We start from the raw sequence: 14692 nt of genomic DNA, 5'->3' as shown, positions 1-14692 counted from the left end.
GGCATACTTTCCATTTGCACTGACTACTAAATTTCATCTTCCATCAAAAAAAGAATCCAGAATGGATTCTTTTTATTTTCTGAAAAATATTTTTTGACAATACACATAACTCATATAAACACCAAAGCTCTGCAAAATAAACAATGCTGGCATAATTACATTGTAATATGCCATATCTACTTGGAAGAGCTTTAACAATACGTATCCACTAATTAAAAATAAGAACAACATATATCCCTCATTTTGTTGTTTCTTAATAAGGAAGTGTAATAGAGCTATAGTCATAAACAATGTTACGGCTATATATATCAGTTTTTCATATTTGAAAAGAATAGAATTTATCCCCTCATCTGAAAACTGATTTATCATCGGTTCTAAAAGTTTAAATCTTTCTCCCTCAATCTCTTTTAACTTTTGATCAATATGCTCTGTTACACTTTGATTTTTCGATATTTTTTCTTCATGTTGCGTTTTTCCAATTAAAACAGATTGAACATACGTCTCATTCGCAATCGTATATTGTGACATTCCCATTGTCTTAATTCCATAATTCACACCAAAATGGGCACTATAAAATAGAATAAGTATCCCTATCATCTTTAGTAACACCTTTTGTTTCGTTGCTGATTGAAATACTTCGATTAATAATACATATACCGTGATAAAAATAGGAAGAAATAATCCCATTGGGAAAATCATATTACTAAATGCAAATAAAATTGCTGAAAATACCCACATATAAGGATGATCTAATCCTTTATATAAAAGTATGTAACAAGCAAAATAAAATAAAAATATTGCAAGTGACTCAGGAGTTAATACGGAACTCATGAATATATTTGGAATATACAGAGCATAAAAGATAGAAGCAATACGACCGCATTCTTCTCCAAAAACCATTGCTGCAATACGATAAATAAAAAATGCGGTTCCTGCGCAAAATAACACATTAAATAGTTGTAAAGCGAATAATGTATCACCAAATATACGAATAATTACTGACTCATATATAATAAAAGGCAAATGAGTTACAGTCTCTATATTATTACCAATTGCAATCTGCTTTGCAGACTCATACATCACTTTCAGATCACCAATTATTGGAGCGTCTACAAATAACAGCATACTAAGTCTCACAACTATAGATATACTTATAAGAAAAATAAGAAATTGTTTATCTGTAAAACGATATTGTAGAATTGATGCCACTAACAAAATGAGTATGATAAAAATTGCTAATATGATTGTTACACTTGTTGTACTTCCTCCAAAAAATTGCTTACTTTTCTCAAATGCTGCCCAACAACTATAAACAAAAAATGCGAGCATCGCACCGATTGTAATTTTATTAAAGAAAGATGAAAAATTTGTTTGTATATGATTCATATGTCCATTGCACCTCTATTTCCATTCATAACAAAACGATTCTATCATGAATGAGTACACGGCTGATAGAGAATTTCTATGACAAATACATAGTCATTACTTTTTACTTGCAATGTAAGCGAATCCTCTTTTACACTACATTTTAGATAAAATAAATTTTCTTTCAGTTACATGAATACAAATACAGAAGTTTAAATAATCCTCTTTTGGAATACACTTTACTTCATTAAATATCTAATATGAGTAATCCGCTTACACATATTATTCTGATTGAAAACAGACTATAGGGGCTGAATATATGGAAAAGAAATTCATGCGAGAATCTAAAGCAATTAAGACAACACGTGTTTTTCCTAACGATTTAAATAATCACCAAACACTTTTTGGAGGGAAATTATTAGCAGAAATTGATAGTATTGCTTCGATTGCGGCTGCAAGACATAGTCGTAAACATTGCGTAACAGCATCTATTGATTCAGTTGATTTTTTAACTCCAATTCACCAGGCTGATTCTGTTTGTTATGAAGCATTTGTATGTTATACAGGGAAATCTTCAATGGAAGTTTTCGTAAAAGTAATCGCAGAAAATTTATTAGCAGGCGAGCGTAGAATTGCTGCTACTTGCTTCATTACATTTGTAGCAATAAAAGATGGAAAACCTTCGTCGGTACCACAAGTACTACCTGAAACTGAGGAAGAACATTGGTTATACACAACCGGTTCAGAACGTGCGGAAAATAGAAAAAAAGGACGTTTAAAAAGCAAAGAAATGGCTGAGGTTTTAACTTTAAATAAACCTTGGAATATTTAATACAATACTCTTCCATATACATGCACAGATTTTTTCTTCCTTGCATGTATTTTTTTATACAAAATATCATCTCTTACCATTTTATTCTCAATCTGTTCTCCTAAATCATGCACCAGCTTTTCCTTTATTTTGTTATACTGTTAATGGTATATTAAATAAAGTTCGTTTAAAAATAACCATAATATGATTAAGTATATAAGGGATGGTGCGGTAATGACTATTGAAGTACCAATTTCAATACCAAAAACGTTAATTATTATTCCAGCGTATAACGAGGAAGAAGCAATTGCAGATACATTAACAAGATTATTAAAACTAAAACAGCATTTTACAGGATTAAGCATTTGTGTTATTAATGATGGATCACACGATAAAACAGCTCAAATCGTACAAGATTTTCCTGTTCACCTTGTGAATTTACCATATAACCTAGGTATTGGCTCAGCTGTACAAACTGGATATAAATACGCATATGAGAACGGATATGATATTGCGATTCAGTTCGATGCTGATGGACAACATAATCCAGATGATTTATATAAAATTATAAAGCCTATCGCTGAAGATGAATGCGATATGGTGCTAGGGTCACGTTTTACAGAAAAAACAGCATATAAAGGTAGTATTTCCAGAAGGATCGGTATTTTTTATTTTACTGCCTTATTGAAAGTACTAACAAAACAAACATTTATGGATCCAACTTCTGGATATCGTGCTATCAATCGAGAAGTAATTAAAATTTTTGCACACAACTATCCAAAAGATTATCCAGAACCAGAAGTTCTTATTCATTTAAAAAAGAAAAAACTTCGCATTAATGAAATATCTGTAAATATGCAAGAGCGACAAGGTGGACAATCTTCTATCACACCTTTTAAATCTGCATATTACATGATTAAAGTAAGTCTTGCTATATTGATGCAAAAAATCGTGAAAGGTTGATAATAAATGCCTATAATTACCTTTTCATTCATCTTTATTTTATTATTATTATTATTAATTATTAATTCCATTCGCCGTGGAACTTTAGAAACGAAATATGCTGTTTTATGGATTTTTGTTTGTATTGCAATGGCTATTTTAAGTTCTACCGATAAAATTATAAACTGGATTGGAAAACTATTAAAAGTAGAATATCCCCCTTCCATTTTATTCTTATTTGGACTATTATTCTGTTTCATCTTAATTTTTGACCTAACAAGAAAAATTTCTAAACAACATCATCAACTTGTAACATTAACGCAAGATTATGCGTTACTAAAGCAAAAATTAAATGCAACTGAGCCAGACAAAGACTAACCTAATATTTCATAGCTAATATAAAAAACCTCTTAATTTATTGCAAAAATTAAGAGGTTTTTTATTCTTAATAATAATTTATTCGCCTTCACAATCGTTAAGATAGATACATCCTACTTAACTAATAAGTTAAAATGACATGAATAAGAAGTTATATGCAATAGACATGATAAAGCTGTTTGAAATACGAGAATTAACCATAAGAATCTAACTTCCCGCCACCTTTTTAATAGAAAGTTGATTTACAAAGTTTATATGCGTTAAACTTATACAGATGTTCTTGTAATCTTCTTCCTTTCAAAAGGCTTGTATATATGATGCAAGACATAAAAAACTTGAGGAGATAAAAATTCTATGATGGAACAAAAGCAACTTGTTTCTGTTGTCATACCCCTGTATAACACGGAAAAATATATTGAAGAAACGATGCAGTCAATACTAGATCAAACATATAAAAATATCGAAATTGTAATTGTAGATGATGGAAGTAAAGATCAATCACCTTCTATTGTGAAAAACCTTGCTGAAAAATATCCAGGGCAAGTAAAATACGTTCATCAAAAAAACCAAGGTGTTTCAGTAGCTCGTAATACGGGTATTGAAAATGCTAGTGGAGAATATGTCGCTTTTCTTGATAGCGATGACTTATGGCATCCAACTAAAATTGAGAAGCAAGTCGAAAGTATGCATAAAAACAACATGGACGCTTGCTATTGTGGTTATATGAATTTCTACGAAGAAACAGGTGAGAAGGTTGAACATACAACAAACTTTATTAAAGGTGATATGGCAAAAGCATTCCTAACGCATCAAGTTGTTGCTCAAACAAGTACTTGGATTTTCAAACGATCCATCGTAATGGATCATAACATTCGTTTTACACCAGAATGTAGTTGGGGCGAAGATTTAGAGTTTTTATTTAAACTTATGAGTGTGACAAATGTATGTTATGTCCATGAATACTTAACTTATTATAGAATCTTATCAGAAGGAAATCTTTCTTCTAAGTATAAAGATTATGAATTAAAAACGACAAAAGAGCTGGAAGTATTCAATCGTATGAAGGAATGGGTACATAATAAATCTCAAGATTTCATTACAAAAGATTCTCAGTTACTTATTGAAATTCTTGAGACTTATTTATTCCCTTATACAGTCATCAATAACGCTTGTATATATATTAAAGAAAACTCTCAATTAGATAAATCACAAGTTCAATTAATCAAAAAAGATATAAAGAAATATTGCCGTAAAATCTATTCAAAGAATGGAAAACGTAGTAAAAAACTATATGCAATGCTTTGGTTTGTACGAATTAAATTTCTGTTTTCTTAAACTGAAAATATAACGATACTCTCTCTTTCTGTGAACAAATCAAATTTACAAATAGGACAAGCTAACCGGGTCCTAAAGAATAGAAAGGTCTTTTCTCATGAAAACAAATAAAATTCTAAAAAACGCATCCTACCTGTTTGTAGGAAACATTACTGTCCGTTTTGTACTGGCTATTGCAACAATTTTCTTTGCAAGGTATGTTTCTCCAAGTGATTACGGTATGTTTACAACTGCGTTAGCAGTTTCAGCTGTTATTTGTTACTTTACAGATGCAGGTTTAACACATACGTTTATGCGTGAAGGAACGAGAAGCGATGCTAATATTAGCGTGCTAATAAGTAGTTACTTACGTATTCGTTTAATATTAGCTATCGTAATTTCTGTACTTTTCGCTATTTTTGCCCAGTTCTTCTATCCCGATGCTTACTTACGCGCGATGGTATATTGGGTTGTTCTACCAACAATGTTCGGAGCAACCTTACAAGGTGTTGGAATGGCTTACTTCCAAGTAACAGAACGCATGCAATTTACAGCTATTATTTCTGTACTACAAGGTGTAACTGCTGCTGCTGCCCTATTACTAGGGATGTCTTTCCAATGGTCACTTATGATGGTTGCTGCCATGTACGGGGTATCTAGTCTTGTAACAGGTGTTATCGCCTTTATAATGACAATACGTTATACGAAGGTCCATAAGGGTTGGGATAAAGGCATTTTAGATCAACTACTTATTTTTACAATCAATGGCATCATCATTATGCTCTTACCACAATTGGGCCCTATTATATTAGAAAAGGTTTCAACGTATAATCAAGTTGGATTCTTTGGTGCTGCATCTAAAATACCTGCTGTACTATATCAAATACCTGGGGTAATTGCAGCGGCCTTTTATCCAAGGCTTTTTGCTTTTGGTAATGAGAAAAATATTGAAGAACATAGAAAATTATCAAGTTTTGAATTAAAACTTATGTCTTTTTTAGGAATCGGAATTTCTATCCCCTTTATTGCGGATCCAAGTTTCTGGATTGTTAGTTTATTAGGAGAAGAATACGCTCCCGCTGGTGACGCTCTTGCTATTCTAGCGTTTATGGTTATTTTACAATCAATTAACTATCCACTAGCCGATAATTTAACAACGATTGGCCAGCAATGGAAACGTGCAACAACAATGACTATTGGATTAGTTGTTGCCATCATAGGTTATATTGTATTAGGTAGTAAATATGGAATGATGGGAGCAGCTGCCGCAGCTATCCTTACCGAAATTACACTATTAATCGGATTTACCCTCTTTATTCGTAAAGGCATGCAATTATTAGTTAAAGGAGTTATATTTAATTCCTTAGCCTTTATTATTAGTTACGGTATATACCGAATTGCATTAATCAACTTACCGCCACTAATTGCTTTAACTCTTACTGGTATACTATACGGTATAATTGGAATTGGAATTGATCCTCAAATACGTGGATTTGTTTTAGGGTTTATAAAACAAAAGCTCATTCGCAAACATGCTTAAAAGCAAAAAGCTTTTCCTATTTAAAAATGGAAAAGCTTTTTGCTTTTTTTATATACCATCATTTTTCTTCAGTAAAAAAATGCTATATATTCCAGCTCAAATTGACTTACTTTCTGAAAATGCCTTATACTAAATTACATGTAAACTATGAACTTCAACGCTTGTAAAAATATATATGCTTCAACAAAAATATATATTTTCTCATGTTAAAACTAAAGAACACACCTTTAAAAATTGGTGTGTTTTTATATGCTACCTAAAAACTAGTTGTTACATGTAACGACTTTCAAAGGAGGATTATCAATTTTTATGAGCATAAAGCCGAATAATAAATTCTTTTCCAAGAAAACAATGATAATTATGCCAATATTATTATTGTGCGCTTTTGCTTTTCATTATTTCTTTTTAACATCTAATCAAGCCTTTTCTGGTACAGGGGATGCGTTACGTCAATTTGGCTTTTTTACGTTTCTTCTACAACATGCCTTTAAAGATGGCAACCTTTTTTGGTCTTTTGATTATGGATTAGGTGGAGATTTATTTGGAGAGTTTAGTTATTATTACAGCACATCACCGTTTTTCTGGATTACACTGTTACTACCTAAACTAAGTCTTGAGCAAGTATATGACGTGAAATTATACATGAGTATTTTAAAAAACTTTTTAGCTATGGTATTCATGTATGGTTCTTTACGTTACCATAATAAAACAGCATTCTCATCTTTTGTTGCTGCTATTATATATGGTGGCTGTATTACTTTCATCCGCCACTCTTTACTATGGGATTTCATGGCTGATGCCATTGTATTTTTACCATTAGTAATATGGGGACTTGATAAATATATTATTGAAAAGAAGCACGGCCTTTTCCTAATCGCTGCTACTTTAATGTTAGCATCAAACTTTTATTTTGCTTTTATCACAAGTATTTTCATATTTATTTATGCATTATTCCAATACTTTGCGACACAACAAAATAAAACGATTGTCTCTTTTCTAACTTATTATATTAGAATCGGTTTATTGTACGGATTATCACTCGGTTTAGCCGCCGTTTGCTTCCTCCCATCAGTTAATGCCGTATTTAGCGCTGATCGACTATCAAAAAAGTTTGAGATACCATTATTATTTGAAGATAAATTTTATAAAGATTTAATGGAAAATATTTTCTTCATGTATAATGCTGAAAATCATCAATTAGCTTTACCAGCTTTAATTTTATTCTTAATCGTATTTGGAATGTTTATACGTGATAAACTCGTTAAGAATAAAGTATTCTTTACGTTATTCATGTTCATTCTGTTTATGCTTCCATATACATATTCTATGTTTAATGGTTTTTCAGCAATGCAATCTAGATGGTTTTATTTATTTGTATTTGTAATTGCCCAAACAATTGCATACATTCTAGATTGGATGATTATTCATAAGAAAGACTACAAATTACCTTATTTAATAAGTTTATTAGTGTCTATTGGATTATTCATTTATGCATTTTATAGAAAGGCAAATATAAATGTAACTGATAAACCTTTACAAGACGTTGATAACATTTTACTCGGAACTGTCGTTCTTTCTGTTATTACAGTATGTTTATGGCGTTATATTTCTAAACCTTTCATACAATTTTTAGTTGTATTGAACGTACTCGTTAGCTCAATTTCTATGAATTATATGTATGCGAATAATATACTTAGCACAGTTTACGGACAGAGCCAGATTTCAACTGAAAAGTTACACGAACCAGGCTATGATAATCAAGAAGAAATTGCTGCAATTCGCTACATACAAGAAAATGATAAAGACTTTTATCGTATTCTTAATCCATATAGCGAATATAACACACCAATGCTACAAGGATATCATGGCGTAAGTACGTATCAAAGCTTGGTTAATTATTATGTCCATGACTTTATGAAAAATAAATATGGCGTATTCCAAATGTACGATACACCTTCAATGTTTTATCAAGCTGATAGTCGACTACTACTCGAAAATATGCTAGGTATAAAATATCGCGTATTAAGTGCTGATACAGATTCAAAGAATGTACCTTATGGATATAAACTATTACAGCAAGTAGGACCATATAATATTTACAAAAATGACTATGCTTTACCGTTAGGATATGTATATGATTCGGCTATCAGTGAAGAAGAATTTTCTAAATTAAACTTCGCTCAGCGTGATCAATTATTATTACATGCTGTTGTCGTTAATAATACAAAAGAATTTTCATTAAACCATTTTAATAAACAAGACCTTAAATCAAAGGCAGTATCTATTAAAACGGAAAAAGCAAAATTCGAAAACATGGAAAAACAAGAAAATAAACTAATTGTTCATGGCTTTGGAAATATGATTGTACCTATCAATTATCCTGATACACCTGGTGATCTACTGATAGAATTAAAATTAAAAAATGCAGGCACATTCAATGCAACTGTTAATGGAAAAACGATAGGAAAAGGGGACGATGCTGGTGCATACTCTTATCCGTTAGAAAGGTTTGTTTACAATTTGGGCAATGAGCGTCCAGAAAACCTAACTATCTCTATTGATATGGCAGGTGAGTATGAATTAGGTGACTTGCAAGCAAATATTGTAAACTATGAAAGTATACAAAAAGAAACAAAAAAACTAACTGAAAATAGGCTTGAAAATATTTATTATAAGAACAATTATTTAAAAGGGGATATCAAATCAAATAAAGACGGGCTCTTATATCTATCTGTCCCATATAGTAAAGGCTGGACTATAAAAATTGATGGGAAAGAAACAGAATTTACGAAAGCGAATTCTGCCTTTATCGGTGTTCCAATTACAAAAGGTTCACATGTAATCGAAATGACTTACGTTACACCTTACTTCAAATTAGGTATGACTATATCAATCATCTCACTAATTATCTGTATAGCTTTACTAATTTTCAAAAATCCAAAAGCACGACGAAAATTTTCTTTTAAAAAGCAATAATGAGCAATCAATGAATCATGAAGCTATCCAATTGGATAGCTTCATATAAAAACGCATAACATTGTTTTAACCCACTACAAACAAGGAGTGTCAAAAATGACTCTTTCAATCGTTGTACCATGCTACAATGAGGAAAAGGTGCTTCGTGCCTTTTATTCAGAGACTTCTCTTGAAATTCATAAATTAACTACCGATTATGAATTTGTTTTTGTTAATGATGGTAGTAAAGATGATACCTTAAATATTTTACGTGATTTAGCTAGTGCAGATTCATCGGTACACTATATATCGTTTAGTCGAAACTTCGGAAAAGAAGCTGCAATGTTAGCAGGTTTAAAATATGCTACAGGCGATGCAATTGTTATTATGGATGCTGACTTACAACACCCTCCTACGTTAATAAAAGAACTGTTAGAAGGATATAACGACGGCTACGACCAAGTCATTGCAAAAAGAACAAGAACTGGTGATTCACCCGTTCGCTCTTTCGTCTCTCGTCTTTACTATAAAGTGATGAATAAATTTGTAGATATTGAATTAGTAGACGGTATTGGTGACTTTAGACTTTTAAGTCGAAGAGCAGTAGATTCTTTATTATCTTTAAGTGAATACAACCGATTTTCAAAGGGCTTATTTTCTTGGATCGGTTATAACGAATTAATCATTGAATATGAAAATGTATTACGTTCTGATGGAGAAAGTAAATGGACCTTCTCGAAATTATTAAATTATGGAATTGATGGTGTAATTTCATTCAATAATAAACCGTTACGTCTATCTATATATCTTGGATTACTAACAACCATTTTAGGACTTTTATACGTAATCACTACGTTCGTTCAAATCATCCTCGGTGGTGTGGAAGTTCCTGGTTACTTTACTCTCATTTCCGCTATACTATTTATTGGCGGTATTCAACTCATATTCCTAGGTGTTATTGGTGAATATATCGGTCGTATTTATTATGAAACAAAACGTAGACCGCATTTTATTGTAGCTGAAAAGAAAGTTAGTGAAGTTAAACAAAAGGCTTAACAAAAAAGTTACTTCTATAGGTAGAAGTAACTTTTTTATATCCTAACATTTACACACCCTTTTTTTGCATAGATATAATCATTTCTTTTAGCCCATTATAATACGAAGTTTTTGGTATCTCCCCGATACACCTCTCATATTTCTCCCCGCTTAATACAACTGGTTTTTCCGTCAAATATAGCATTTCCACAAATTCTTTCATCTGCTTATCAAACAGACCAATGAACTGGATCATTCCTCTTTTTACAGCTATTATTCGTTTGGTATATCCCGTTAATTCCCGTATGTGTTGAATCATTTCCTCACCTGTAATGACACCATAACCTGGTATGTTCCAATTTTGTCCATAGGCCTCATCATGTGAAGCTAATTCAACCATCGCTTTTGCACCATCTGGTGTAAAAATATATTCACGGGCAATCTTTTTATCTCCAACAAAGCTAGACATTTTATTTGCAAGTATTCCCTTTAATGTATGATGGACAAGTGTATTTTCTGCATTTGGACCATAAAAGTCTGGGAAATGAGCAATAAACATTCGTACATTAGCTTGTTTTGCCATCTCTTCAAGTTGTAAACGAATCTTCCCTTTCTTTGTTTGTGGTCTCTTTTTAGCATCTTCTTTTACAAGCCCTTCCCCTTGCCTTCCATACGCATAAATATTATCAACTATTCCTAGTTTGATACCGTAATGTTTCGATACCTCTAATATGTTTATTAATAATTTCTCTTGTTGTTTCTCCCAATCTGAATACGGAATATTTACAGCATGAAATATAATATCAACATCTTTAGCAGCATTCATTATATCCTCTTGTATAAATACGTCGCCTGCTACAACTTCTACATGTTTGTTCCCAGAAAATAATGCACCTAATCTCTCCTTATTTCTTGCAAAAGCAACTACATGAATCCCTCGGCCACATAATTCGTTTACAATTGCATAACCCATTGAACCAGAAGCACCTAATACTAAAGCCTTTTTCATTATAAATCCCCTCCTAAATTAATTAACCACCGTTCAATTAATGTTAAAAAGAAAATCACTTACATAAGAAGCGATTTTGAAATAAACTCTACATGTACTTTAGCCAAACCTTGTAGTTCTTCAAACGTTTGACCACTTCTGCAATAATGTGCTACAAATCCATGTAATGATAAAAAAACAGACCATATTATCATCGCATTTAATTTCCCATCACATAAAGAAGAAATAACCTTCGCAAATTTTTCATAGCTAACATTAGGACTATTTGCCAAACACTCTTTTAATTCGGCATCTTTAATTAAAAACATAATTTCATAATGACTCTGATTTCTTAGACCAAATTCAATAAAACCGAATAAAACTGCTCTTAGTTGCTCTTCTCTCGATAATTTTTGATTACAAATTTCATCTAACTTTTTATTTAATAATTGAAAATCCTGTTCCACCATTGCGTAAAATAGCTCTGCTTTGTTTTTAAAATGATAATAAATCGAACCATGGCTATATCCAAGTTCTGTTGCAATTTTGCGCATTGAAGTATGTTGATATCCTTGTGCTATAAATAGCCCCCTAGCTACATTCATAATCATTTCTCTTGTTAGTTCTTGTTTAACTGCTTTCCTTGGCGACATATTTCATACCTCACACATTTAATTAACCACTGTTCAATTATATTATATATTTTCAGAAAATTAATGCAACCCTTTTTTTGAAAAAATATACATTTTGAAATGATGGCATTATATGAAAGAATTTAGTATCATGATTCAAGGTACTATTTCAAGTTGGACGGAGGATACTATGAGCTTATTAACAGTTGAAAAATTAGGACATACATTTGGCGATCGTACATTATTTAAAGATGTATCTATGCGATTATTAGCAGGTGAGCACGTTGGATTAGTTGGTGCAAACGGTGTTGGTAAATCAACATTCATGAATATCATTACTGGTCAGCTCATTCATGACGAAGGTCGTGTAGAATGGACACCAGGCACACATTACGGTTACTTAGATCAGCATACGGTTTTAACGCCTGGACGTACAATTCGTGACGTACTAGCGGATGCATTTTTACCGTTATTCGAAAAGGAAACGGCTTTAAATGAAGTTACAGAAAAAATGGGAACTGCTACACCAGAAGAACTAGAAGAACTTCTTGAACAAATGGCAGAAATACAAGATGCACTTGAAGCAGGTGGTTTCTATTTACTAGATATGAAAATCGAAGAGGCTGCACGTGGTCTTGGAATTGATGCTATTGGTTTAGATCGTGATGTTTCAGCACTAAGTGGTGGACAACGTACAAAAGTATTGCTTGCAAAGCTATTACTTGAACAACCAGAAGTGTTATTGCTTGATGAACCTACTAACTATTTAGACGTTGAACATATTCATTGGTTAACAACTTATTTAAAAGAATATCCACATGCATTCTTATTAATTTCTCATGATACAGAATTTATGAACAAATGTGTTGATGTTATTTTCCATCTAGAATTCACAAAAATGACGCGCTATACAGCGACATATGAAAAATTCCTAGAACTAGCAGAAATCAATAAAAATCAACATATAAACGCTTATGAAAAGCAGCGTGAGTTTATCAAAAAGCAAGAAGACTTCATTGCAAAGAACAAGGCTCGTTATTCAACGACAGGTCGTGCAAAGAGTCGTCAAAAACAACTTGATCGCATGGAACTTATTGATCGTCCGGAAACAGCAATTAAACCTGAATTCTCATTTAAAGAAAGTCGTGCAAGTAGTCGCTTCGTCTTTGAAGGTGAAAATGTAGAAATCGGATATACACATCCGCTACTACCAAAGCTATCAATGACAATTGAGCGTGGTGAAAAAATTGCTATTGTTGGATGTAATGGTGTTGGTAAATCAACGTTACTAAAAACAATCTTAGGTAAAATTAAACCTTTAAACGGTAAAACAAGTCTTGGTGACTTCTTAGAGCCTGCATACTTTGAGCAAGAAGTTAAAGCTGATAATATAACACCAATTGATGATGTATGGAATACATTCCCTGGCCTAGACCAGCATCAAATTCGTGCGATGTTAGCAAAATGCGGATTAAAAAATGAACATATTTCTCGCCCATTAAGTCAATTAAGTGGTGGAGAACAAGCAAAAGTTCGTTTATGTAAGTTAATGGGTGAAGAAAGTAACTGGCTACTATTTGATGAGCCGACAAACCATCTTGATGTTACAGCAAAAGAAGAACTTAAGAAGGCTATGAAAGCATATAAAGGAACAATTCTCCTTGTATGTCACGAACCGGAATTCTATGAAGATTGGATCACAAAGGTTTGGGATGTTGAAAAATGGTCTCAAAATAGTAAGTAGTCTTTAAGAAAAAACTCCTTGTGTAGACAAGGAGTTTTTTACTTGTTTTTATTAAGAATTTTTTATATTGTAGTATCCTATAAGGCGTAATCGAAATTCTTTTAATTCTGGATACGCCTCTAAATTTGCTAACATACCTCTAATTACCGGAATTCTTGGATTAAGCAATCGCATTTCCGCCTCTAAAACATCTAATGTTACTAGCAATTCATCATCCTCTAATTGATCAGCTAAATTACGCTTAAATACAATAATTTCTTTTAAAAAATGCTCTTTAACTTGTTCCTTAATGAGCTCTGATTTACAAAGGAATTCTCCAAGCTTTTCTTCATGTAAAATAGGTTCTTCCGAAGATTCTACCAATCCATCTACTAAATTATCTACTCTTTTTAAAATAAAAGCAGAGACATAAGATAAGTCAATTTCTGCTGCTTGTAAAATAATTAATTCTAAATACCCACGGCATATGCCTTCCACTATAATTACTAAATCCAATAAATATGGCATAACCTTTTCACCATAAATGGACAATAAACTATTCCGATAAAATGCATGAGACTCTAACTTCATCCGCATCATAAATTCTTCAACTTCTTTATTAAACGGAATCGCATTTTCTCTCGCATGCATAATAATAAATTCTTTATGCTTTTGTATATCATTAAACTGACAATGTAATTGTTTTGCAAATTTTTCACGTGGTAATAAAGACTCTTGTTCAATATCCAGCATCTTCTTTTGGATTTTGTCATAATAATATCGAAGCGTCGCTAATAAAAGCTCATCTTTCGATTTAAAATATAAGTAAAAAGCTCCCTTAGATATACCACTAGCTGTCACAATTTCCTGCACTGATGTCGCATTTACACCCTTAGTAGCAAATAACTTCATAGCCGCTTCTATAATTAAACACTCTTTTTCTTTCATATCTTCTCTCCTAAATTTAATCTCGCATCTTATTATAAATGTATTATACCATCTCTTTTTA

General features: G+C 32.0%; 12 protein-coding genes. 8 read left to right on the top strand and 4 right to left on the bottom strand.

Going from position 1 to position 14692, the window contains the following annotated elements; all coding sequences use genetic code 11:
- Positions 1-72: 72 nt before the first annotated feature.
- Positions 73-1386 carry an ArnT family glycosyltransferase gene (locus tag CQ064_RS15805; protein ID WP_001015630.1) on the bottom strand — a complete coding sequence of 438 codons (1314 nt, stop codon included), beginning with the start codon at positions 1384-1386 and terminating at the stop codon, positions 73-75.
- 298 nt (positions 1387-1684) lie between these two features.
- Here CQ064_RS15805 and CQ064_RS15800 point away from each other — a divergent pair, with 298 nt between their 5' ends.
- From CQ064_RS15800 to CQ064_RS15770, 7 genes are all read left to right on the top strand, one after another.
- Complete coding sequence (locus CQ064_RS15800; protein WP_000412123.1) at positions 1685-2197, top strand: acyl-CoA thioesterase; 513 nt, start codon at positions 1685-1687, stop codon at positions 2195-2197.
- A gap of 213 nt (positions 2198-2410) precedes the next feature.
- On the top strand, positions 2411-3139 hold the full coding sequence (locus CQ064_RS15795) for a glycosyltransferase family 2 protein (protein WP_000151539.1): 729 nt from the start codon (positions 2411-2413) through the stop codon (positions 3137-3139).
- 6 nt (positions 3140-3145) lie between these two features.
- The gene (locus CQ064_RS15790; RefSeq protein WP_001121774.1) at positions 3146-3496 is read left to right on the top strand and encodes a DUF2304 domain-containing protein; all 351 of its coding nucleotides are present in this window, start codon (positions 3146-3148) and stop codon (positions 3494-3496) included.
- A 354-nt stretch (positions 3497-3850) separates the two neighbouring features.
- Positions 3851-4831: a glycosyltransferase family 2 protein gene (locus CQ064_RS15785; RefSeq protein WP_000970530.1), complete on the top strand. Its 981-nt coding sequence runs from the start codon at positions 3851-3853 to the stop codon at positions 4829-4831.
- 97 nt (positions 4832-4928) lie between these two features.
- Entirely contained in the window at positions 4929-6350 is a 1422-nt protein-coding gene (locus CQ064_RS15780; RefSeq protein ID WP_000856130.1) for an oligosaccharide flippase family protein, read from the top strand.
- Between the two features lie 309 nt (positions 6351-6659).
- Positions 6660-9326, top strand: coding sequence for a YfhO family protein (locus CQ064_RS15775; protein WP_000023707.1), 2667 nt, complete (start codon positions 6660-6662; stop codon positions 9324-9326).
- Positions 9327-9422: 96 nt separating this feature from the next.
- Positions 9423-10361 carry a glycosyltransferase family 2 protein gene (locus CQ064_RS15770; RefSeq protein WP_000175825.1) on the top strand — a complete coding sequence of 313 codons (939 nt, stop codon included), beginning with the start codon at positions 9423-9425 and terminating at the stop codon, positions 10359-10361.
- Positions 10362-10410: 49 nt separating this feature from the next.
- Here CQ064_RS15770 and CQ064_RS15765 read toward each other — a convergent pair whose 3' ends face one another.
- Together CQ064_RS15765 and CQ064_RS15760 are read right to left on the bottom strand one after the other, a co-directional pair.
- Complete coding sequence (locus CQ064_RS15765; protein WP_000709948.1) at positions 10411-11349, bottom strand: NAD(P)H-binding protein; 939 nt, start codon at positions 11347-11349, stop codon at positions 10411-10413.
- Positions 11350-11408: 59 nt separating this feature from the next.
- Positions 11409-11981 (bottom strand): TetR/AcrR family transcriptional regulator, encoded by a 573-nt coding sequence (locus CQ064_RS15760; RefSeq protein ID WP_000074955.1) that lies wholly within the window; start codon positions 11979-11981, stop codon positions 11409-11411.
- A gap of 169 nt (positions 11982-12150) precedes the next feature.
- Between CQ064_RS15760 and CQ064_RS15755 the strand changes: the two genes are divergently transcribed.
- Positions 12151-13704: an ABC-F family ATP-binding cassette domain-containing protein gene (locus CQ064_RS15755; RefSeq protein ID WP_002083531.1), complete on the top strand. Its 1554-nt coding sequence runs from the start codon at positions 12151-12153 to the stop codon at positions 13702-13704.
- A gap of 51 nt (positions 13705-13755) precedes the next feature.
- Here the strand turns inward: CQ064_RS15755 and CQ064_RS15750 are convergent, their stop codons facing one another.
- Positions 13756-14631, bottom strand: coding sequence for a TetR/AcrR family transcriptional regulator (locus tag CQ064_RS15750; protein ID WP_000659535.1), 876 nt, complete (start codon positions 14629-14631; stop codon positions 13756-13758).
- Positions 14632-14692 lie beyond the last annotated feature (61 nt).

The sequence above is a fragment of the Bacillus sp. MYb78 genome (assembly GCF_002975115.1).
Lineage (GTDB): Bacteria > Bacillota > Bacilli > Bacillales > Bacillaceae_G > Bacillus_A > Bacillus_A cereus.
This window is presented reverse-complemented; position numbering and strand designations above follow the sequence as displayed.